General features: G+C 69.9%; 19 protein-coding genes, 2 rRNA genes and 1 pseudogene. 6 read left to right on the top strand and 16 right to left on the bottom strand.

Annotation, left to right across the window (positions count from 1 at the left end; all coding sequences use genetic code 11):
- The 3 genes from MTQ01_RS24610 to MTQ01_RS24600 all read left to right on the top strand — a co-directional run.
- Window positions 1–85 (top strand): 23S ribosomal RNA (locus tag MTQ01_RS24610); the annotation flags it as partial.
- 68 nt (window positions 86–153) lie between these two features.
- Window positions 154–270, top strand: a 5S ribosomal RNA gene (rrf, locus tag MTQ01_RS24605).
- A gap of 250 nt (window positions 271–520) precedes the next feature.
- On the top strand, window positions 521–1675 hold the full coding sequence (locus MTQ01_RS24600) for a serine hydrolase (RefSeq protein ID WP_247493079.1): 1155 nt from the start codon (window positions 521–523) through the stop codon (window positions 1673–1675).
- A gap of 233 nt (window positions 1676–1908) precedes the next feature.
- On the opposite strand, the gene MTQ01_RS24595 is transcribed toward MTQ01_RS24600, so the two are convergent.
- The 4 genes from MTQ01_RS24595 to MTQ01_RS24580 form a co-directional block, all read right to left on the bottom strand.
- Window positions 1909–3207 (bottom strand): glycoside hydrolase family 18 protein, encoded by a 1299-nt coding sequence (locus tag MTQ01_RS24595; protein ID WP_282614106.1) that lies wholly within the window; start codon window positions 3205–3207, stop codon window positions 1909–1911.
- 475 nt (window positions 3208–3682) lie between these two features.
- Entirely contained in the window at window positions 3683–4696 is a 1014-nt protein-coding gene (locus tag MTQ01_RS24590) for an RNA polymerase sigma-70 factor (protein ID WP_282614105.1), read from the bottom strand.
- Window positions 4696–5340 carry a carboxymuconolactone decarboxylase family protein gene (locus tag MTQ01_RS24585; protein WP_247493078.1) on the bottom strand — a complete coding sequence of 215 codons (645 nt, stop codon included), beginning with the start codon at window positions 5338–5340 and terminating at the stop codon, window positions 4696–4698. The genes MTQ01_RS24590 and MTQ01_RS24585 overlap by 1 nt, the downstream gene beginning before the upstream one ends.
- A gap of 249 nt (window positions 5341–5589) precedes the next feature.
- Entirely contained in the window at window positions 5590–6015 is a 426-nt protein-coding gene (locus tag MTQ01_RS24580) for a nuclear transport factor 2 family protein (protein WP_247493077.1), read from the bottom strand.
- Between the two features lie 122 nt (window positions 6016–6137).
- Here MTQ01_RS24580 and MTQ01_RS24575 point away from each other — a divergent pair, with 122 nt between their 5' ends.
- Entirely contained in the window at window positions 6138–6836 is a 699-nt protein-coding gene (locus MTQ01_RS24575) for a PadR family transcriptional regulator (protein WP_374207855.1), read from the top strand.
- Window positions 6837–6862: 26 nt separating this feature from the next.
- Entirely contained in the window at window positions 6863–7657 is a 795-nt protein-coding gene (locus MTQ01_RS24570) for an SGNH/GDSL hydrolase family protein (RefSeq protein ID WP_247493076.1), read from the top strand.
- A gap of 258 nt (window positions 7658–7915) precedes the next feature.
- Here the strand turns inward: MTQ01_RS24570 and MTQ01_RS24565 are convergent, their stop codons facing one another.
- From MTQ01_RS24565 to MTQ01_RS24535, 7 genes and pseudogenes are all read right to left on the bottom strand, one after another.
- On the bottom strand, window positions 7916–9745 hold the full coding sequence (locus tag MTQ01_RS24565; RefSeq protein WP_247493075.1) for a type VI secretion protein: 1830 nt from the start codon (window positions 9743–9745) through the stop codon (window positions 7916–7918).
- 125 nt (window positions 9746–9870) lie between these two features.
- Window positions 9871–11265, bottom strand: a pseudogene (locus MTQ01_RS24560) (ATP-binding protein); the annotation flags it as partial.
- A gap of 288 nt (window positions 11266–11553) precedes the next feature.
- Window positions 11554–13104 carry an SCO6880 family protein gene (locus MTQ01_RS24555; RefSeq protein ID WP_247493073.1) on the bottom strand — a complete coding sequence of 517 codons (1551 nt, stop codon included), beginning with the start codon at window positions 13102–13104 and terminating at the stop codon, window positions 11554–11556.
- The gene (locus tag MTQ01_RS24550; RefSeq protein WP_247493072.1) at window positions 13101–14378 is read right to left on the bottom strand and encodes a hypothetical protein; all 1278 of its coding nucleotides are present in this window, start codon (window positions 14376–14378) and stop codon (window positions 13101–13103) included. Before MTQ01_RS24550 ends, MTQ01_RS24555 begins: the two co-directional genes overlap by 4 nt.
- Complete coding sequence (locus MTQ01_RS24545) at window positions 14368–15186, bottom strand: hypothetical protein (protein ID WP_247493071.1); 819 nt, start codon at window positions 15184–15186, stop codon at window positions 14368–14370. The genes MTQ01_RS24550 and MTQ01_RS24545 overlap by 11 nt, the downstream gene beginning before the upstream one ends.
- Window positions 15187–15430: 244 nt before the next feature.
- Window positions 15431–15616, bottom strand: coding sequence for a hypothetical protein (locus MTQ01_RS24540; protein ID WP_247493070.1), 186 nt, complete (start codon window positions 15614–15616; stop codon window positions 15431–15433).
- Window positions 15610–15780, bottom strand: a complete 171-nt coding sequence (locus tag MTQ01_RS24535; RefSeq protein ID WP_247493069.1) for a hypothetical protein — start codon at window positions 15778–15780, stop codon at window positions 15610–15612. The genes MTQ01_RS24540 and MTQ01_RS24535 overlap by 7 nt, the downstream gene beginning before the upstream one ends.
- A 167-nt stretch (window positions 15781–15947) precedes the next feature.
- Between MTQ01_RS24535 and MTQ01_RS24530 the strand changes: the two genes are divergently transcribed.
- A complete protein-coding gene (locus tag MTQ01_RS24530) occupies window positions 15948–16220 on the top strand; it encodes a winged helix-turn-helix domain-containing protein (protein WP_282614110.1) in 273 nt (90 codons plus the stop codon).
- A 442-nt stretch (window positions 16221–16662) separates the two neighbouring features.
- Here the strand turns inward: MTQ01_RS24530 and MTQ01_RS24525 are convergent, their stop codons facing one another.
- The 5 genes from MTQ01_RS24525 to MTQ01_RS24505 form a co-directional block, all read right to left on the bottom strand.
- Window positions 16663–17436, bottom strand: coding sequence for a hypothetical protein (locus tag MTQ01_RS24525; protein ID WP_247493067.1), 774 nt, complete (start codon window positions 17434–17436; stop codon window positions 16663–16665).
- Between the two features lie 85 nt (window positions 17437–17521).
- On the bottom strand, window positions 17522–17887 hold the full coding sequence (locus tag MTQ01_RS24520) for a DUF6086 family protein (RefSeq protein ID WP_247493066.1): 366 nt from the start codon (window positions 17885–17887) through the stop codon (window positions 17522–17524).
- Window positions 17888–17969: 82 nt separating this feature from the next.
- Window positions 17970–18668, bottom strand: a complete 699-nt coding sequence (locus tag MTQ01_RS24515) for a response regulator transcription factor (RefSeq protein WP_247493065.1) — start codon at window positions 18666–18668, stop codon at window positions 17970–17972.
- Complete coding sequence (locus MTQ01_RS24510) at window positions 18665–20053, bottom strand: sensor histidine kinase (RefSeq protein ID WP_247493064.1); 1389 nt, start codon at window positions 20051–20053, stop codon at window positions 18665–18667. The genes MTQ01_RS24515 and MTQ01_RS24510 overlap by 4 nt, the downstream gene beginning before the upstream one ends.
- 398 nt (window positions 20054–20451) lie before the next feature.
- Entirely contained in the window at window positions 20452–21435 is a 984-nt protein-coding gene (locus MTQ01_RS24505) for an alpha/beta fold hydrolase (protein ID WP_247493063.1), read from the bottom strand.
- Window positions 21436–21906: the final 471 nt, after the last annotated feature.

Raw genomic sequence — 21906 nt, 5'->3', positions numbered from 1 at the left:
GTAGACGACTGGGTTGATAGGCCGGATATGGAAGACCTGTGAGGGTTGGAGTTGACCGGTACTAATAGGCCGAGGGCTTGACCATAGATTTGCTCGCGTCCACTGTGTGGTTTCTGAGACAGCAACCCGTTCCGGTTGTGTGTTTCACCGTGTTTCGGTGGTCATAGCGATGGGGAAACGCCCGGTTACATTTCGAACCCGGAAGCTAAGCCTGTCCGCGCCGATGGTACTGCATGCGGGAGCGTGTGGGAGAGTAGGTCACCGCCGAACAATCATTGAAGCGAGTCCCCCTGGGTTTTCCCAGGGGGACTCGCTTTTTTTGTGTCCTGATTTCGGTGAGGCAGTCCTGTGTTTTCGCGGGTCCGGCTGAGGCTGTCCCCACCTCAGTGGTGATGCCGGCCGGATGGAGTTTTCCGTGGTGTCCGCCGAGGCTCGTGGTGGTGGTTCCGAGCGGAGCGAGCACAAGGGAGCGGGGAAGCCGATGAGGTCGGGGAAGAGATTCGCGGCACTGTATGCGGGGATGTGTGCTGCTGCGCTCGCCGGGGTGCTGGCGGTGTCGGCGCTCGACCGAGCTGCGGGGGCCGAGGCCCGTGACGGGCTGCGGGACGGCCTGGAGCAGATGGTGGCGGACGGTTTCCCCGGCGCGGTGGCGTACGTGCGGGACGGCACCAGGGAGGAACGGGCCGCCTCGGGCCTCGGCGACGTCGAGCGGCGGGTGCCGGCCGCCATCGGCGACCGGTTCCGTATCGCCAGCAACACCAAGGCCTTCGTCTCCACCGTGCTGCTGCAACTCGAGGGAGAGGGACGGCTGTCGCTTGCCGACAGCGTCGAGCGGTGGCTGCCCGGCACGGTCGTGGGCAACGGCTACCGGGGTGCGGAGATCAGCCTCCGCCAACTGCTCAACCACACTTCGGGAGTTCACGATCCGACCACGGAGGCTGAGTTCTTCGCGCCCTATCTGCAGGACGGTGATCGGGACCGTGTCATTTCGCCGCGGGAGGTGATCCGGCGTGCCGTCGAGCACGGTCCGGACTTCGCGCCGGGAGAGCGCTGGGGCTACTCGAACACCAACTACCTGCTGGCCGGCCTGGTGATCGAGGCGGTGACGGGCCGCAGCGCTCCGGAGGAGATCGACCTGCGGATCGTGCAGCCGCTGGGCCTGGACGGCACGTACTTTCCGGTGTCGGAGTCGTCCGTGGCGGGCCGGCATCTGCGGGGCTACGACCTCGACGGGCAGGACATGACCCGGTTCAGCACCTCCTACGACTGGACCGCCGGTGCGATGGTGTCCACGGTGGACGATCTGGCGCGCTTCCACCGGGCGCTGTTCGGCGGCGAGTTGCTGCCGGAGAGGCAGCAGCGGGCGCTGCTGGAGACGGTGCGTCTCCCGGACGCTCCGCGGTACGGGCTCGGGGTGCAGCGCATCGAGGTGCCGTGCGAGGACGGTGACCCGGACGGAGACGGGAGTGGCGCGGACGGCCGGTCGGTCGAGGCGTGGATGACGGACGGCGGCGGTCCCGGCTACACCAGCGTGGCGGTCGGCAGCGCGGACGGACGTCGTCAACTGGTGCTGGTGGGCAACGTGTTCGACCTCGCGGAGGAGTTGGCCGGCCGGGCGCCGGTGCCGCGCAGCGAGGCGGTGGCGCGGCTGCAGCGTGCGGCGCTGTGCGGGTGAGCGGCGCCGGCCGAGTCGCCGCGTGACTGCCTCGGCGCCTGCCTGCACGGCCGCGTACCGCCACGCACGCCCGCGTGCGGGCTGCGGGGGCCGTGTCGGCCGGGCGGGCACCGTGGGGTGTACGGGCCGCGCCCCCGGTCCGGGTGGGGGCCGGGGGCACGGTGTTCGGGCAGACGGGGCGGTCCGCTGCCCGGACGGCGAGGCGGGTCAGGCCTCGTGGTGCGGGACGTGGGTCAGGACGTCAGACCGTTGTGCATGGCGGTGATGAGCTCGCCGTCGGCGGTGTCGCCGCTGGCCTCCCAGAAGAAGGCGCCGCCGAGGCCCTTCTCCTTGGCGTAGCCCATCTTGTCGGTGATGGTCTCCGGGGTGTCGTAGCCCCACCAGTTGTTGCCGCAGTGGGCGTACGCGGTGCCGGCGACGGTGCCGGTGCTCGGGCAGGTCTCCTTGAGGACGCGGTAGTCCTCGATGCCGTCCTCGTAGGTGCCGGGCGCGGCGCCGGTGGCGCTGCCGCCGGGCTCGGACTGGGTCACACCGGTCCAGCCGCGGCCGTAGAAGCCGATGCCGAGCAGGAGCTTCTCGGAGGGGACGCCGATCTCGGTGAGCTTGGTGATGGCGGCGTCGGAGTTGAAGCCCTCGGACGGGATGCCGTCGTAGCTGTTGAGCGGCGAGTGCGGGGCGGTCGGGCCCTGGGGGGCGAAGGCGCCGAAGAAGTCGTACGTCATCACGTTGTACCAGTCGGTGTACTCGGCCGCGCCGGCGTAGTCCGCCGCGTCGATCTTGCCACCGTCCGAGGCGTCCGCGGTGATGGCGGCGGTGACGAGCTTGTCGTCGCCGAACTCGCCGCGGAAGGCCTGCATCATGTCCTTCATCGCCGCGTGCCCGCTCTCGTCGCAGGTCTCGCCGCAGGCGTTGGGGTACTCCCAGTCGAGGTCGATGCCGTCGAAGACGCCTTCCCAACGCTCGTCGTTGACGAGGTCGTTGCAGGACTTGGCGAAGCCGGCCGGGTCCTTCATCGCCTCACCGAAGCCACCGGACCAGGTCCAGCCGCCGAAGGACCACAGCACCTTGATGTGGGGGTACTCGGCCTTGAGCTTCTTGAGCTGGTTGAAGTTGCCGCGCAGGGGCTGGTCCCAGGCGTCCGCCACTCCGTCGACGCTCTCCTCGGCGGTGTAGGCGCGCTCGGTCGCGGCGAAGTTGTCACCCATGGTGCACTTGCCGCCCTCGACGTTGCCGAAGCCGTAGTTGATGTGGGTGAGCTTCTCCGCGGAGCCGCTGGAGACCAGGTTCTTGACGTGGTAGTTGCGGTCGTAGACGCCCCACTCGATGAAGTAACCGAGGTTGATGTGGTCGCCGGGGGCGGCAACTGCCTTGTCGTCGGCTGCCTTCGGCGGTTCGGCGTCGGGCGCGGCCTGGCCGGAGGGGGCCAGGCCCACCACGAGGGCGAGTGGGACGACGACCGCTGCGGTGACGGCGGCGATCCGCCGTCTGAGCCGTCCGGTCCTGGGGTGACGTCGTACAGTGCCTGCTCTCAAGGGGTGCTCCTCGAGCTGTGGTCCGGAAACCCGGAGGGGGAACGGGGGGACCTGCGCCGCCTTGCGAGTACGTGAGGTGCGCGTTCTCGCCGCAGTGTTCGCGAGCGTAGAAAGGTCCAGACCATTGGTCAAGGGTCTGGACCGAAGTACGAGGAGTGCCGGCGGCGCGCGGGTACGGGTGGTACGGGTGCGTGTGCGAGCTGCGACGGGTCGAATCTGCTCGTGCGAGTGCGTGTCCAGCGTATACGGCGCCCGGCGGTTGCGGCGGGCCCCGGCGAACTCGACGGCGTGCACGGGGAGTTCGTGGCGCGGGCTGCGGACGCACGGACTGTTCGGGCGCCCACGACGGGGGTTGGGGCTTCCGCCGGGTCAACTCGTCGCGGCACCGCGGGGGTTGGTCGCGGCGCGGGCCGGGCTGGGTGACGGGCCCGCGGGTCGTGCGGGGCGGGAGCTCTTCGGGTCGGTGGGGCGCGGGTCAGCGTTCGAAGCGGGTCGGTTCGCTCAACCGGGTCAGCTTGTGGGGGTTGTTGACGGTGTAGATGCCGGTGATGAGGCCGTCGACGATCTCCAGCGAGCCGAGCGCGGCGAAGCGGCCGTCGGCCTCGATCCACAGCCCGGGCCCGCCGTTGACCGGTACGGTGCGGCCGTCGATGTCGACGCGCCGATGGCCGGCGGCGAGCAGCCGGGCGACCTTCTGCGCTCCCGTCACCGGGCGCAGTACGGCCTTCACGAAGCCGCCGCCGTCGCCGACGAACACCACGTCGGGGGCGAGGAGTTCGAGCAGCGTGTCGAGGTCACCGCCGCGCACGGCCGCCAGGAAGCGCTCGGAGACCTGCTCGCGTTCGGCCGCGCTGACCCGTGTGCGGGGGCGTCGCGCCTCGACGTGGGTACGCGCGCGGCGAGCGATCTGCCGCGTGGCCGCGGTGGTCTTGTCGAGCGCGGCGGCGATCTCCTCGTGGGGCACCGCGAACACCTCGCGCAGCACGAACACCGCCCGCTCCACCGGTTGCAGCGTCTCCAGCACGGTCAGCATCGCCATCGAGACGCTCTCCGCCAGCTCCACGTCCTCGGCGACGTCGGGGGTGGTCAGCAGCGGCTCGGGCAGCCACTGGCCGATGTACTCCTCGCGCCGGCGTGCGACCGTACGCATCCGGTTCAGCGCCTGGCGGGTCACGATCCGCACGAGGTACGCGCGCGGCTCGCGCACCTGCTCGCGGTCGGCGCCGGCCCAGCGCAGCCAGCTCTCCTGCACGACGTCCTCGGCGTCGGCGGCCGAACCGAGCATCTCGTAGGCGACGGTGAACAGCAGCCCGCGGTGGGAGACGAACGGATCGTCGGCGTACGGGACGGAGCCGGGCGGGTCCGAGCCGGCCGGGACGGACCTGGACGGGACTGGGCCGTCCGGCCCGTCGGTCGCCGGACGGTCGTCGGCTTCGCGGTTGTCCCGGGGCGGGGGTGTGGGTTCGGGCACCCCACCACGATCGGTCATCACGAGGACGCGCGCCTTTCGCCCTGCCGAGCCGTGCGTTCGTCGGCGGCAGTGCCCGCGGCCGGGTGTTCGGGTGTCGGGCGCTGTGCCATGGGACGCAGGCCGCAGGAGGCGGAGAAGCCCTGCGACTCGATGCCCAGCGCGATGTTGGTTCTGGCCGCCTGGTTGGCCATCGCGACGTAGGCGGTGAGCTCCACCAGCGCGGGTGCGCCGAGCTCGGCGAGGAGACGGGCGGAGAGCTCGTCGGTCACGGTGGGAGGGGTGAACGACATCGCCTCGGCGTACTCCATCACGTCGCGCTCCAGCGGTGTGAAGACCTCCGACTCGCGCCAACCGGGCACCTCTCGCGCCTTGTTGACGTCCAGGCCCTTGTGGTGGGCCTCGAAGTAGCCGAGGTCCAGGCACCAGGAGCAGCCGACGAGCGACATCACGGCCAGGTGCGCGTACGACTTGAGGCCGTTGTCGCAGGCGTCCCACTTCTGCGTCCCGCGGCCCTGGGCGAGTCCGGCGCGGAGCACGCGGCGGTTGTGCCAGAGCACGCCGAGCGGCTCGGGGGTGTCGCCGAACATCCGTCTGGCCATCCGGGTGACCAGCGCTCCGTACGGGCCGGTGATGCGTGCCGGGGGAATTCTGGTGGTGGACATGGTGCCCTCCCGCTGTCCGGGTCTGTTGCGGCGCGTACGGCCTGTCTGTGGGGCCGTACGGCCGCCTGTCTGGTCCTGCACCCATCCAGACACCGGCCGCGGGAGGGATGTGACAGCGCGTCCCGCCGCGGAGCGAGTTCTCCCGGGGCGCGCTGCTGCGCCACCGCGTCCCGCGCTGCTGCGCCACCGCGTCCCGTCCTGCTCGCTACCGCGTCCCGTCCTGCTCGCTACCGCGTCCCGTCCTGCTCGCTACCGCGTCCCGTCCTGCCCGGTCGCCGCCGCCTGTGCGGCCGTCGCCTCGGCGGTGATCCGGTCGAACTGGGCGCCCATCGCCTCGGCCAGCGCGTTCGCCGCCGACAGCGGGCGGACCATCACCTGGAAGTCGTCGATCAGGCCGCTCTCGTCGAGGTGGAGGAAGTCGCAGCCGTTGATCTCCAGGCCGTTCACCGTGGCCCGGAAGACGAGCGCCTGGTCGCGGCCGTCGGGGCTGGTGATCTCCCGCTCGTAGCGGAAGTCCTCGAAGACCCGTCCCACGCCGCGCACGATGGCGGCGGTGAGCGCCCTGCCCTCGTACGGCTTGAACGCGACCGGGCTGGTGAAGACGACGTTCTCGGCGAGCAGCTCCTCGACTGCTTCGAAGTTTCCGGCCTCCACTGCGGTGCGGAATGAGTCCACGATGCTTCCTCCCTGCTCGGGGCCGCGGCCGTCCCAGTTCGTGGCGGTGCGCCCGGCGGCTCTACTGCTTGTCGAGTTGATTACTCAAAAAGGTTACTACTCACTTCCGCTACTCTTGGCTCATGGCACTACGCAATGCGGTACTCGCCGCCCTCCTGGACGGCGAGGCGTCGGGGTACGAGCTGGCCAAGGACTTCGACGCCTCGATCGCCAACTTCTGGATGGCCACGCCCCAGCAGCTCTACCGCGAGCTGGCGCGGATGGAGTCCGAGGGGCTGCTGTCCGCACGCGTCGTGCGGCAGGAACGCCGCCCGGACAAAAGGCTGTTCAGGCTCACCGACGCCGGTCGTGCGGCGCTGCGCGAGTTCGCCGCCGCCCCGCCCAAGCCCGGCACCGTCCGGGACGAGCTGATGATCAAGGTGGCGATGCTCGACGACGCGGAGCCGGGAGCCGTCCGCGTCCACATCGAGGAGCGCGCCCAGTGGGCGGGCGCCAAGCTCGAACGCTACGAACGTCTCCGCGGTCGGCTGCTCGACGGCCGCACCGAGGCCGAGCACTTCCGCGAGGGCGAGCGGGTGGGCCCCTATCTCGCCCTGCTGCGCGGTATCGCCTTCGAGCAGGACAATCTGCGCTGGTGCGAGCTGGCCCTCTCCGTCCTCGACGCCCGCGAGGCGGCGACGATGCGTACGGCGCCCGCCGCGGACGAGCCCGCAGGCGGCGAGGCGCCGGAGGGCGAGGCACCGGAGCGAGAGGCACCGGAGGGCGAGGCGCCGGGCGGGCCTGGCGGCGACGCCAACTCCCGCGAACGCAGAGCCCGTTGACCGTCCCGCACCGCTTCGGAGGACCCGTGCCGCAGTACCACCGCTACGTCGCCGTCGGGGACAGCCAGACCGAGGGCGTCGGTGACGGCGACGACGCCGCCGGGCTGCGCGGCTGGGCGGACCGCCTCGCCGTCCGGCTGGCCGCCGAGAACCCGGAACTGGGCTACGCCAACCTCGCCGTCCGCGGCCGTACGGCGCAGCAGATCCACGCCGAACAGCTCGCTCCCGCACTGGAGTTGAAGCCCGACCTGGTCAGCATCGTCGCCGGGATGAACGATCTGATGCGGCCCCGGTGCGACATCGGGGAGGTGGCGGGCCATCTGGAGGCGATGTTCGCCGCGTGCACCGAGGCCGGTGCCGAGGTCGCCACCTTCACCTTCCCGGACGTGTCCCGCTTCTCGCCGTTCGCCAGGCCGCTGCTGCCGCGCGTCGTCGCGCTCAACTCCCGTGTGCGCGAGCTGAGTTCGCAGTACGGCGTACATCTGGCGGAGATGTACGGGACGCCGGTGGTCACCGACGCGCGGCTGTGGAGCCCCGACCGGCTGCACGCAGGTCCGCTCGGCCACCAGCTGCTCGCCGACGCGGTGGCCGAGGTGCTCGGGCTCCCCGGCGCCGACGACTCCTGGACCCGTCCGCTGCCCCACCGCCCGGCGCCCGGTCTGCCGGCGACAGTCGCCACCGAGCTGCGGTGGGTCGGGACGTTCCTCGGGCCGTGGCTCGGTCGTCGGCTGCGCGGTCGATCCTCCGGAGACGGTCGCACGGCCAAGCGCCCGCAGCTTCTGCCCGCGGACCCCCTGCCCCTGCCGGACAGCCTCGGCTGAGGCGGTGCGATGGCGCCCGGCGCCGGGCAGCGAGTCGTGACGGCGGGCGCGTGGCGGTGGACGCCGCACAGTGGGCCGTGGCGGCGGGCCTGCGGCGGTGGCGGGCCGGTCGGGTAACCGCCGGCTGCGCGCGCGTACCTCAACAACCGGCCGGCGGCCCGGAGTTGACGCCGCCTGCCGGTGCGGCTTCGTCCCGTGTGAACTCGCGCGCCGGTGCGGTGCGGTGCGGTGCGGTGCCGGTGCCGCCTGCCGGTGCCGTCAGACGCGGGCGCGCAGCTCCGGCCACCAGGCGGCGGCCTGGTCGGGGGAGCGGTGGTACGCGTGGACGTCGAGCCCGTAGGTGGGACCCTCGGCGAGGAGCACCGGCAGGGTGGGCAGCGGTGCCACGGTCGCGGGGGTGTCGAGGACCACGGTCATTGGTGGGTCGAGCCGGCCGGAGGATGACCGTGCGGCCATGCGGCGGCCGAGCTCGACCACGTGTGTGGTGAGGGCGGTGACCAGCGGCATCGCGCCCGGATCACGGCGCGGGTCCTCCCGGGAATCGCCCAGCACGTAGAGCGTTCCCCCTTCGGCGACGAATGATTCCAACGCGAGGACATCGGCTCTGTTCGTCGTGCAGGAGTTGCGCACATGCAGCTGGGCCAGGCAGTCGAAGGCGTGCCGGATCAGTGCGGTGGCCTCGTCGCGCCGCTCCGGGTGGCCGATCAGTGCCGCCTCCAACTCGCCCGCCGCCCCGGAGTGAGCCGACTTGTGCTTGCGCAGTATCCGCACCGCGTCGCTCGCCGAACCGGCCACCGTCGTCCAGCGGTGCGCCTGCTTGAACGGCTGCCCGTCCACGGCCGCCGCGTGCAGGGCGCAGCGCAGCAGGGTGAGCGCGGTCTCGTGGGTCGTCTCGTCGATCTTCGCGGGGCTGCGTACGGGTGCCAGGAGGGCTGCGGCGCGCGAGGCGGCGGTCTCCATGTCCTGGCAGCCGCGCTCGGGCGACCAGCGCAGCCGTACGGGCGCGTCGGTGGTGTGGGTCGGGTCGTACAGGTGCGTCGGCCCCAACTTGCCGCGTGCGCCCACGGTTTCGGCCCAGAGCGCCGGGTCGGCGGTGACCACCAGCGCCGGTCCGCTCGCCTCGGCCAGCACCTCCGCGGGGGACGCGTCGCGCGGCAGCGGCGCGGCGTCGGCCACCACCGACGAGCCGAACGGTGCGATCAGCGCCGCGGCGGACGCCCCCTGCCCGGCCTGCGGACCGGCCGGGTCCTCGGCCCGGGGCGAGGTCCCCGGCTCGGTCCGGACGGGCTCGGCGGTCGGTGCGTACCGGGCGGGCTGTGCGGGCTGCGCCGCCGGTGTCTGCGGTACGTGCGGTACGTGCTGCTCCGCCGCAGCTGCCGCCGCAGCGCCCGAACGGCTGCCGGACGCCCTCTGCGTGTACGGGCCGTAGGCCGAACTGCCCTTCTCCGCGTAGGAGTTCGCCTGCGTGGCTGTGTCCGTCGACGTCTCGTGGGTGCCGGACGCCCCCGGACCGACGCCGGGCAGCCGCGCACCCGAAGCGCCCGGAACACCCGGAGCACCCGAGCCCGGAACACCCGAAGCGCCCGAAGCACCCGCGTCCGCCGCGGTGTGGTCCTGCGTGCCGGTGGGGCGGGTCTCGGCGCTCGCCCGGCGGGCCTGCGCGCCCGCGTGGCGGGCCTCCTCGCGTGCCGCCCGGCGCTCCGCGCGGCGGATGCGCCGCTTGGTCAGCGCGCTCATCACCACTACGGCCGCGGTGAAGAGCAGCATCAACTGGCCCACCAGCAGGCCCCAGAAGAGCCCGGGTCGGGCCAGTTCGTCCGCGGACGCCCGCGGCCAGGCGCTCGCCGGGTCGCCCGGTTCGCCGACCAGGGCTCGGACCGCGCTCGCGCTCTGTCCGATGCTGACGCCGCTCGGCCAACTCCCGTGCGTCATGAGGGCGGAGAGGCCGGCGGCGAGCCAGACGAGCACCGTCGAGGAGAGCAGCAGACCCAGCAGTCCGAGCAGCAGACCGTCCGGCACGCCGCCGGAACTGCGGCCTCCGCCGCCCTGCCGCCCGCCCGCGTCGCCGTGCTCCGGGTACTCCGGCATTCTCACGCCACCGTTTCGTCAGCCGTCGAACTGTGCCGCGCGGAACCACCTCGCCCGGGGAATCCGTGGCCCCCGTGGCCCATCGCTCCGCCCGGCAGCGCGCCGGAACTTCCGTCGTCCTTCTCGAAGGAGAGCGCCCGCCGTTCGGTCTCGGCCTCCAGCGCCTGGTCCAACTCGTCCATCTCCGAGGCCGGTTCGAGGCCGGGCCCGGGGGAGGACTCGGTCATCGCGCGGTCGGTGAAGACCAGCGGCCGTTCCGCCTCGCTCACCAGGTGCTTGACGACCTGCACGTTTCCGTTGACGTCCCACACCGCGATACCGGGTGCGAGCGTCGGGATGATCTCCACCGCCCAGCGCGGCAGCCCGAGGACCTGGCCGGTCGCCCGGGCCTCGTCGGCCTTCTGGGCGTAGACGGTCCGGGTCGAGGCCATCTTGAGGATCGCCGCGGCCTCGCGCGCCGCGGCGCCGTCGACCACGTCGGAGAGGTGGTGCACCACGGCGACGAAGGACAGACCCAGCCGACGTCCGAACTTCAGCAGCCGCTGGAAGAGTTGGGCGACGAAGGGGCTGTTGATGATGTGCCAGGCTTCCTCGACCAGGAAGATGCGCTTCTTGCGGTCGGGCCTGATCCAGGTGTGCTCCAGCCAGACGCCGACGATCGCCATCAGGATCGGCATGGCTATGGAGTTGCGGTCGATGTGCGAGAGGTCGAAGACCGTCAGCGGCGCGTCCAGGTCGATGCCGACCGTCGTCGGCCCGTCGAACATGCCGCGCAGGTCGCCGTCGACCAGCCGGTCCAGGACCAGCGCCACGTCCAGGCCCCAGGAACGCACGTCCTCCAGCGCCACGTTCATCGCGAGCGCCGACTCCTCCTCGGGGTGGCGCAGCTGCTCGACGATGTCGGTCAGCACGGGCTGGCGGCCGACGACCGTGGAGTTGACGTAGCTGTGCGCCACCTTCAGCGCGAAGCCGGCGCGCTCGTCCAGCCCGTGGCCCATCGCCACCTCGATGATGGTGCGCAGCAGCGCCAGCTGACCGGTGGTGGTGATCGACGGGTCGAGCGGGTTGAGCCGAATTCCCTTGTCCAGCGCGGCAGTCGGGTCCAGCCGTACGGGCGTGATGCCCAACTCCTCGGCGATCAGGTTCCATTCGCCGACGCCGTCCTCGCCCTGGGCGTCGAGGACGACCACCTGCCGGTCGCGGAACCGGAGTTGGCGCAGCACGTACGTCTTCTCCAGCGCCGACTTGCCGTTGCCGGACTCGCCGAGCACCAGCCAGTGCGGGGCGGGCAGCTGCTGCCCGTAGAGCTGGAACGGGTCGTAGATGTAGCCCTTGCCGCTGTAGACCTCGCGGCCGATGATGACGCCCGAGTCGCCGAGGCCGGGCGCGGCGGTCGGCAGATAGACGGCCTGCGCCTGCCCGGTGGAGGTGCGCACCGGCGTACGGGTCGTCTCGGTCTTGCCGAGTACGAAGCTGGTGAACGCGTCCGTGATCGCTGTGATGGGGTCAAATCCGGCCATTCGCCCGCTCCTTCCTCGTCCTGCACACCGCCCGCGCATCCCGCGCGGACCACCTCACTCGCGTGCCCCGCGGAGCCCCCGCGTCCCGCGCCGCACGCACACCCCGTACACCACTCGTACCCCGCGAGCCGTCCGTCACCCGGGCGTCCGTGACCCGGGCGTCCGTCCTCCCGGCGTCCGTCCCCCGGCCGTCGGTCACCCGGGCCCCTGTCGCCCCCGGCAGCTCCGGCATGCCCGACGCCCCCGACGCCCCCGGCGTGCGCTTGCGGCTCAGCCTCCGGCAGCCGCTCAACGCTTGATACCGGTCGCGAACGGCAGGGTGTTCACGAACGCCCGGTGGTGCTCGCGGTCGCACCACTCCAGCTTCAGGAAGCTCTTGCCCGCGGCGGCGCGGATGGTGCGCCTGTCCCGCACCAACGCGTCGGGGTTGCGGGAGGACACGGTCAGATAGCCGACCAGGTTCACGCCCGCCGCGCCGCTGGCCAGATCGTCGCCGCGCTGGTCGACCCGGCCGTGGGCGGCGACGTCGCGCGGGTCGATGGTGCGGTTCATCTTCGCCTGACGGGACGCCTCCGCCTCGTCGTTGGTCTTCTCCGTCAGCATCCGCTCGATGGCGACCTCGGTCGGCTCCAGGTCCATGCAGACCGCGACGGTGCGGATCACGTCCGGGGTGTGGACGAGCAGCGGGGCGAGGAAGTTGACCCCGACCGGAGTCATCGGCCACTCCTTGACCCAGGCCGTCGAGTGGCACCACGGCTCGCGCGTCAGCGATTCGCGGGTCTTGGCCTGGAGGTACGTCGCCTCCGTCGCGTCGAGCTCGGCCGGCCAGGCGTTGCGCATCGTCATCGCCTGGAGGTGGTCGATCGGATGGTCCGGGTCGTACATGGAGTGGATCAGCGAGGCCATCCGGCCCTGCCCGAGCGGCTGCCGCACCCTGATGTCCGCCTCGGTCAACCGGGCGCAGATGTCGGTGAGTTCACGCGTCATGATCAACGCGATGCCCTCGTCCTTCGACAGCTTGCGACCGCGCGAACTGCGCGCGGCCTTCGCCAGCGTGCTCGCCTCCGCCGCCAGCTCCCGCCCGTACGTCATACAGGCGACCAGATAGGCGCGGTGCTGCTCGCTGGAGGTCGACACCATCGACTGGAGCTGCTCGTAGGACTCCCGCAACCACTCGGGGGCCGCAGCGTCGCCGCGCTGGGCGACGTCCTTGGCGTGCGCGTCCGGGTCGGCGGGCAGCGTACGGGCCAGCATCTGGAGCCGGGTGACGTAGCCGTCGCCGTTGGCCACGTGCTTGAGCAGCGTGCCGAACCGGTCGACCAGCGCCTCCTGGTCCTCGCTGTCGCGCAGGCCCACACCCGGGCCCTCGATCTCGATGGCGGCCGTCACCGTACGGCGGTCGGCGTGCAGCAGCACCGCGATCTCGTCCGGCCCGAACGGCGCGGACAGCCAGCTGATCCGGCCCACCCCGGGCGGCGGACCGACCTCCACCTCGCGCCCGTCCAGCCGAACCCCGGCCTCCGCGGCGTCCGAACGGTACACAGCATCTCCCTTGCGCAGCAGACGCCGGTACGAGCGCTTGATCTCGTACCAGCGGTAGAACGTCCGGCCCCCGTACGGCATGTACACCACCGCGAGCGCCAGCATCGGCAGGCCGACCAGCATCACGATCCGCAACGAGAGTACGGGCACCAGCAGGCCGCTCATCATGCCGAGGAACGCCCCGACGACGATCAGCGCGATCTCCCCGGTCTCCCGGTTCTTGCCGACGATCGCGTTCGGCCGGGCCCGCCCGATGACGTACGTGCGGCGCGGTGCGGTGACGTGCGGAGTGGTCATCGGCGGTTACCTCCACCGCTGTTGCCCGAGTTGCCCTGGCGCGGGGGCGGCGGTGCGGCACTGCGCGAACCGTGCGCCGCGACGCCGCCGGCCACCGAGTTGGGCTGCTTCTGCTGGCCCTGCTGCGGAGCGGAGGAGGCGTTGCCGCCGCCGCGCGCGGAGTGGGTGTTGATGCCCTGCCGCAGCATCGCCGCCGGCGTGGACACCGCCGCCACCGCCTTGCCGGAGGCCGGATCGGCGCTCGCCGCACGGTGCTTGACGATCTCGTCGCCGAACCCGGGCACGAAGCGGTAGATCATCGCCGAGGCGAAGATGGCCAGAATGATGATGGCCAGTCCGGAAACGATCGCCGAGAACGAGTCCGGTCCGTCTCCCGAGGACAACGCACCGGCCAGGCCGAGCACAATCATGATCACCGGCTTCACCAGGATCACCGCGATCATGATGCCGGCCCAGCGGCGCACGTGGCCCCAGAGGTTCTTGTCCACCAACCCGCTGTAGACGACCACGCCGAGCAGCGCGCCGACGTACAACAGCGCGGCCCGGATGACCAGTTCGAGCCAGAGCACACCAGCCGCGAGCACCGAGACCAGCGAGACGACGATCAGCATGATCGGCCCGCCGCCGATGTCCTCGCCCTTCTCCAGCGCCTCGGAGAACGTCCCGAAGAACTTGTCCGTCTGCGACCCCGTGCCCGAGGCGATGATGTCCGTCACCGCGTCCGTGGCCGAGACCATCGCGTACAGCGCCAGCGGGGTGAAGGCGGAGGCCAGCACCACCAGCCACAGGAAGCCGATCGCCTCACTGATCGCCGTCACCATCGGAACGCCCCTGATGGCGCGCTTGGTCACCGCCAGCAGCCACAGGATCAGCGTGAGGATCGTCGACGCGGCGAACACCACGGCGTACTGGCGCAGGAACGCGGCGTTGGTGAAGTCCACGTCGGCGGTGGCGTTGACGGCGTCGGACAGCTTCTCGACCGTCCACGACGCCGCCTCGCCGCAGCCCCGCGCGAGCGCGGCGAGCGGGTCGAGGGTGTCGACCGTCTCGTTCCGCTCGTTCCCACCGCCACCACCGCCGCCGGTGGCTCCGTCCCCCTCCTCGCAGTACTCGCGGGCCAACCCCGAGACCAGGTCGCAGGGATCCTCGCTCTCCTCATCGCTCGGAGTGGGACTCGGGGAGGGGTCGGCAACAGCGGGTCGAGACAACGCCAGCGCGAGCACAGGGGCCGCGAGCGCAGGCGCAAGAACCCGTCGAAGTCGTTTAGCGCGCATACGTGAACCCTCCGAACCCCTCCACCGCTTCGGCGATTTCATCCGCCGAGGAGGCACGGTTGTCACCAGGCACCGGACTGGGGCCCTCGGTCTGCTGCGAAGAAGTGATCTTCCAGTCGCCGTCTGTCCAGCTGAGCTTCTGTGTGACGGTGAACCATGACTGCTTCACCGGCGTGGTGGAGTCCTCGCCGGTGAGGCCGATCAGACCGATGCACCAGACCTCCACCGTTGCCGAACTCGACGTGTAATCAGTGACCTTGGCGCCGATCGGGGTCGTCCGTGACACGAAGGTGGAGTCTGCCGGTGCCTTCCCCGCCTCATCGAGGCCGACGTTGCTGAGAAACTTCTCCGAGTACGCCTTGTCCAGCCGCGGACGCAGCTTCTCCCCGCTGCCGACCGTGTAGATAGTGGTGACTATGGCGTCGCGCGACGACTTCTGGAACATGCCGTCCCCGCCCAGCGCGACGGCGTAGTTGGTGGCCGCGCTCTGGACCCCCTGCCGGCTCTGTGCGAAGCCGGACGGGATGCCCTCGCCCCTGCCGCCCACCGGCTTCTCGCCCGTGGGCGCGGTCGGTTGAGCCTGCTCGCCCTTGGCGTCGTCGCCGCGACCGCCGTCGCTCTCCTCGCCACGCGTCGCGAACGCGATGGCACCGATGAGCAGCATCACGACACCCACCACGACCAGCATGCTCTTGCCGGGCCGCATGGGGGTCGGTCTAGCGCCGCCCTCGCTCTCCGGCAGGCGCGTACGCGTGCCTTGGTGGCCCGTCGTCGCGTGACCGCTGTCGTCGCCACCGCCGAAGCTCATGCTGCGCGTGCCCCCTCAGGCCGAACTGCCTACCAGTGTCGAACCATTGTCGCCTTATTCGACGGTAGCGGGGGCATCGGTCCTGTGGGGGCCTGGAGCACAATCCGCGAACCTCTCCCGGAAGCTGAGGGGTCAACCGGGCGTACTGAGCGGTCAGTTGGCGAGGCGACAGAGGCTCAGGCCCATGAACAGCACCGAGAGTGCCGTGAGCAGGGTCGTGAGAACCGTGTGGCGCCAGCCGCGCTCAACGTCCACCCAACTGCTCCTCCTCGCGCTCGGTCTTCTCCCGATGGATCGGGCACCGGCACGGCGGAAGCGCCATGCTCAGCTGGAACGGGCTGCACTCCTTGGCGTCCACGACGTGCTCGGCCTTGATGGTGCGTCGCTCACCGGTGCGCGGGTTCACCGCGTACACCTTGATCCTCAACATGGCACCGCCGAGGTGTGGAACAGCCTCCGGGCGGCCTTCTCCCACTCCCGCTCCGCAGCGAGCAGGTACGGCCGTACGAGCCGCGAGGCGTCCCCGTCCAGCGGCTCGTCGGGCGCTTCGGTACGCCGCCGTCCGGCAGCGATACGGGCGATAACATCCTTCATGTCGACCTGCCTCATTCCAGGTTGGCCACGCCCCGGGACTGGTGCAAGCAGTCGCCGGGGTCTTCTGTCTCTGCCACCGTAGCCAACCTGTAAACCCCTGGCAAGGCCTAGTAATTCCTGGTAGCTACTATGTTCGACCAGGCGTGCATGCGTACAGTCCAAGGGTGATGGAGTTCGACCCGAGATTCCCCAAGTGGGAGCAGATCGCCGAGGTCATCCGCGAGCGGATCGCCAGCGGCGAATACGGCCCGCGTGCACTCATCTCCGAGGTGCGCATGGAGCAGGAGTTCGGCACGTCCCGTCCGACCATTCGCAAAGTCACTCGCGCCTTGCGGGAAGAGGGCCTCATCACCACGCACCCCGGCATGGGCTCCTTCGTCACCGACAACCCCGCAGCCGCCGACGGCGACTCGGACTCCGGCGACACCACCAAGCAGTAGCCCAACCCGCCACCGCCGCACGGCTGTTGCCCCTCAACACCGCTACCACCGCGCCGACGCCCGCGTAACCTCACAACTCCCGGGTGCGCCCCCGCCGCTGCCCGCGCCAAACTCTCCCTGTTGGGCCCAACACCACCCCCACACGCAGGAGTTCATCTCCGCGCACCTACGTACCCACTGTTCCAACGCCGCATCTCAGTGCGCGCTGCTCCCAGTGACGGCTACCGCTGTCTGTCGGTGGGTCGCAGTTCGCGATGGGCGGGCGCATCGACGGGGCGCCCATCAGAAGCAATCGGAGACTCCGGTGCGCACGGCGATCGCTCCGGCTTCCGCTTATCACGCTGACTGAATTGCGCAGTCCACCACCGGTTCGTCGAGTAGCCCGGGGTATTTCTGAAACTATGCGTAACAGGGCAGATGCGCTTGCCAGTAGTTGATGGGTCTACGCTTTGCGTGCTTCATTTAGCTTGTTTGCGACGAGTTCTCGGGTGTCCGTGTCTGCGATGTTCAGAAGGTGTTCACCGAATTTCTCGCCTTCTTCTCCGTCTACCCACTCTGCGATGGAAACCGCGTGCGTAATAGCACGTGGAGATCTCGTGATTCCCAGTACCCTGGAGGCCAATTCAACCGAAATAATTCCGTGAGTAGAGGCAATAGTTGATGCTAGATCTACAAGCTGAGTCGATAGATCGAATGAAGGCTCGCCTTGTGAGGTAAGGGCGTCTGCGCCGCGAAGAATGGTGTTGCGGATTTCGTTAATGGATCTGGCGGCATCCTCCGGCCCTGGAATATAGCCAAGTTTGGTGCCAAGATATTCCCGGTCCGCCGTTTCGATGAGTGCACGAAGTGCGCTTATCCTTGGGATTTCGTTACCCTTGTATTCTGAGATTTCCGAACTGTCATCCAGTGCGGTCAGGAAGTGTCCGTATGTGTCGTTCACCGAGAAATGACGGTCGATGGACACTTCAGTCCATCCCGTCTTCGGAACGGAAGTCGCTGCCGATTTCAGCGCCTCATACCCTGCGGTCTCACCCCAGGTGACGAGAGTGAGGCACGCGAGATAACGATCATAGATTGGCGCGCTTCTATTGTTCAGAATTTCAGTCAGAAGAGGTACGCGCTGGAGATGTCTCATGTCATCCAATCCCGCGTAGATTATGTCATCTACGTCAGGTGTGGAGTTGCCATCAAAGTCCACTGTGAATACTTCGTTCACTCGGCGAGCACCTCGATTTTCTGCGTATCTCGATCTAAGAAATTCCCGCAAACTTTCCTCCGCTTGCAAAGTTCTACGCGTGCGCTCATTGCCCGACGGGCATACTCCAAGCAATCCTCTCATGTGTCTCCTGCCACGGGTTCATTTCCCTGAACTCAGGAGTCAGGTCCCAGTCTCCTCGATATGCGATCACTGTGCAAACATCAGAAACTCCTTGTAGGAGGGCTCGAAGCGCAAGATTGTTCGTGGTTGAAAGTCTTTCGCGCAACAAGTTCGCAAACGGCACGAAAAGCGCGCCATCTATCTCGCACTCGTCTTCAATGATGTGCGTGAGTCCCGAGTCGACTCCAAGGATTTGCGAAACTGTTTCAATCTGCTCGGTAAATATCCGAGCTACTGCATTCGATGGATTCCACAGTGCTGTCTTTTTTGTTTGGAAGTAGCAGCTCATGCTTTCCAGTTCGTTCAGCTGTCATGTCGGGACTGCGGTGACGTAGGGATCCCGCGGACGACCGCAGAGTGGGTCGGGCCTGTCAGGTGGCCAGGCCGTGGCGGTAGGCGTAGACGACGGCTTGGACGCGGTCGCGGAGGTCGAGTTTGGTGAGGATGCGGGAGACGAAGGTCTTCACCGTTTCGGGGCTGATGGTGAGGGCCGCGGCGATCTCGCTGTTGGAGCGGCCGTCGGCGACCAGGCGCAGTACCTCCAACTCGCGTGGTGTGAGACGGAGTTCGCGGTGGGTGGCTGCTTCGGCGGGGCGGATGCGTGCGGCGTAGGTGCCGACGAGTTTGCGGGTGACCTCGGGGTCCAGCAGGGCGGCGCCACCGGCCACGGTGCGGATGCCCTGGAGGAGTTGGTGGGGCGGGGCGTCCTTGAGGAGGAAACCGGAGGCTCCGGCGCGCAGCGCCTCGTAGACGTACTCGTCGAGGTTGAAGGTGGTCACCACGAGGACCTTCACCGGCCGGTCGACTCCGGCCCCGGCGAGCTGCGCGGTGGCCTTGATGCCGTCGAGCACGGGCATCCGGACGTCCATCACCACGACGTCCGGGCGGAGTCGGTCGGCGAGTTCGACGGCGGTGCGTCCGTCGCCGCATTCGCCGACCACTTCGAGGTCCGGCTGCGCGTCGACGATCGTCACCAGCCCCGTTCGCACCAGGGCCTGGTCGTCGCAGATCAGGACGCGGACGGTGGAGTCGGCGGGCTGTTCGTTCCCCGTCGCGGGGGCGGTGGTCACGACGGGGCTCCTCCGGTGGGCGCGGTTTCGTCCGAGGGTACGGCGGGGCTCTCGGCGGGGTCGGAGCCCTGCGCGGGTGCGGTGGACGGTCTGCCGGTGGGGACGCGGGCTCGTACGCGGAAGGTTCCGTCGTCCGCGGGGCCGGCGGCGAACTCGCCGCCCAGCACGGCGACTCGTTCTCGCAGTCCGGCCAGACCGCGTCCGCTTCCGCCGAGGGAGGCGGACCGACGTCGTGGGGAACTGCCCGGTGGACGCGTCGGGTTGGGGTGTGGCTTGTCGATCTCGGATGTCGCGGAGGGCGCCACGGGGAGGGTGGTGACCTGAACGGTCAGGTGGCGCTCGCCGTGCCGTACGTGGACCGAAGTGGGCTCTCCGTGGGCGTACTTGAGCGCGTTGGTGAGTGATTCCTGCACCACGCGGTACGCGACCAGATCGGCGCTGCCGGTCGGTTCGGACGGACGCCCCTCCTCCTCGAACTCCACCGGCTGACCGGCGGCGCGGGTCTGCTCGACGAGGGTGTGCAGCGGAGGCGTGTGCGGTTCTCGCGCGTCGTCGGCGGGGGCGGCCGGTTGGGGTCCGTCGTCCTTCGGCTCGCCCGAACGGGCCTGTCCACCACCGGCGTTGCTGCCCGCGGTGGCGTACTCGGGGTTGAGGAGGTCCAGCAGATGGCGCAGGTCGGTGATCGCCCGGCGTCCGGTGTCGCTGATCGAGGTGAGCGTTGCGTCGAGGCGGTCGGGCGCGGCGGTCAGGTACTTCGCGGCCTCCGCCTGGACGACCATGGCGGTCACGTGGTGGGTCACCACATCGTGCAACTCGCGTGCGATGCGCGTGCGTTCGGCGGTACGGGTCTCGTCCGCGACACGTCGTCGGCGCTCGACCTCCTCGGCGCGGCTGTTGCGCAGCCAGACTCCCGCGCCCCAGGCGAGCGACACCGCCATCAGGAACAGCAGGTAGCCCGCGGGCCCCTCGCCGGAGCCCAGATGCCCGAGCGCGAGTGCGAACGGCACATAGGAGGCGGCCAGCAGGCCGAAGGTGAGGCGGCGGTGACGTTCGACGTGCGCACCGGCGCTCAGCAGCGCGATCGGCAGGGCGCTGCCCGCGAACGAGTGGTACCCGCGCAGCTGGTCGACGGCGAAACCGGCCACCACCAGTACGACGGCCACGACCGGGAAGCGTCTGCGCACCGCCAGTGGCAGGCACTGCAACGCGATGGCGGCCAGCGCCAGCAGATCGAACGGGCGGTCCGGGACTCCGCCGATCTGCGTCCCTTTGTTGTGCAGCGAGGGTGTGAGCGAGCCGAGCAGTACGAGCAGGCCCAGCGGCAGATCGCGTACGTACACCGGCAACTGCTGCCAGCGAGCGGGTAGTTGGCGAAGATGCTTCATCTCGGCGGTCGTCCCGTCCGGTCGGTCTGTGCACGCGGGTGGTTCGCGGACGCGGTGGCAGCGCCCTGCGGCGCGGGGCGGCGGCCGGATGTCTCGGGCGCCTCGGAGGGCCGAGTGCGCCGGTTCGGCCGGCCGCGGGGCGGGGCCCGACGCTGTCCCGAGGCGGTGCGCCCCTCAACTGGCGTGCGGTGACTCCCAGTTGGCGTTGCCGGCCCGGTCGGCCACCGGGCACACGCGGTAGGACGCAGGGCCGGGACGGGCGGTTCAGCCGCGCGCCCGGGGTCCGTACAGCCCCCCTCCCGCCGTACGGACCCCGGGCGCGCGGAGTGTGTGGAGTGTGCGGCTCGGCCTGACCGGCGAGCCTGACCGGCGAGCCTGCCCGGATCGGCCTGACCGGCTCAGCCCCGGTCGGTGACCTGCGCGACGACTCGGGTGATCGAGGCGGCGGGCACGGCCGGCTCGTCGAGGTAGATGTCGTGGGCGCTCTTGGTCGCCGTGCGCAGCTTGCTCGCGCTGGACAACGCGAGCCACTTCTTCTGGCCCTCGGCCCACGACCTCTCCATGGCCTCGCCGTGCTCCGGGAACTCGGCGAGGTGCCGTACGCCGTGTTGGACCACCTCGACCGGAATGTTGCCGGCCGAGCGCACCTCACCGTCCGGTACCACCAGCCGCTCCGGGTTCTGGCCCTCCAGGGCCGCGATGGTCTGGTCACGCAGCTGCGCGGTCTGCCCCTCGGCGGACTTCGGCACGTCACGGGTGAGGTCGGCGCCCTGCGTGGGCGAGGTGGCGTCCATCAGGACCAGGCCCTTGACGCGGTCGCCGTGGTCCGGCGCGTAGCGGGCGGCGATCACCCCGCCGAGAGAGTGCCCGGCGAGAACGACCGGATTGTCGCCCGCCACCGCGTCCAGTACGCCGGTGAGGACCTTCCCGCTGTCGGCGAGGCTCTGCCGGCCGACCGGCTTGGCACTGGCGCCCGCGCCCGGGCGGTCGTAGGAGCAGGTCCGCTGTTTGGCGCCGAGCGACTTCTGGAACTCGGCCATCTTCGTCACGTCGTGGCCACCGCCGTGCAGCAGGACGACCACCGGTCGTCCGTCGGCCGGCTTCCCGGAGCAGGAGACGTTCACCGACCGGCCGTCGACCCGTATCTTCCGCGTGCCCTCGAACGTCTTCGTGTCCGCGTCCGCCTGCCCGTCGCTGTCCTTGCCGGTCTCGCGGTCCTTGCGGGTGTTGTCGTTGCTGTCGGCGCTCGGGCTGCCGGAGGCGTCGGCGCCGTTCGCCCCGTCCTCGTCGCAGCCGACGAGACCGACCCCGGCGACGGCGCAGCACAGCGCGACGGCGGAGGCGGCCCTGCGGGAGCGGATACGAGTACGGGTGCGGGTCATCTTGCCCTCCGGGGCGGCGAGTTCGGCGTGAAGTCCTGGTCCGCCGGGCCCCGCTGCGGGGCGCCGCGAACTGATCGGAACGCTACGGACGCCCGCCCGCCGAATCGTCCCCGCGCGGTGGACACCTGCGCGTAGCTCTCACGGGGGACAGCCGGCCACCGCGGGCCGCGAGAGAAGCCGTTCAACTCGTGCGGGCCGAGCGGTAGTTGCGGATCGCACGGAGAATGTCAGTGCATTCGGCAGGCGGAATCGCGCTTTGAGTGTTCTTCGGTGCGACTGTCTCAATCTGCCCAACTGGGAATTGCAGGCACGGGCTCTCCCATCTCTCCGTGCACGTTCAGTGTCGTCTCTCACAGAGCATCAGTTCTGCCCGTGTGTGCACCTGCGCGGTGGATAATCTCGGCTCACTCGCCTGCCCGTCGGGGGCCCAGGGGCGACAAGGCGAGGGGGAATTGACTGCCTCGATACGTC

It is taken from the genome of Streptomyces sp. XM4193 (assembly GCF_023072595.1).
GTDB lineage: Bacteria > Actinomycetota > Actinomycetes > Streptomycetales > Streptomycetaceae > Streptomyces.
Note: the sequence above shows the minus strand (reverse complement) of the source record. Positions and strands in the feature narration are given on the sequence as shown.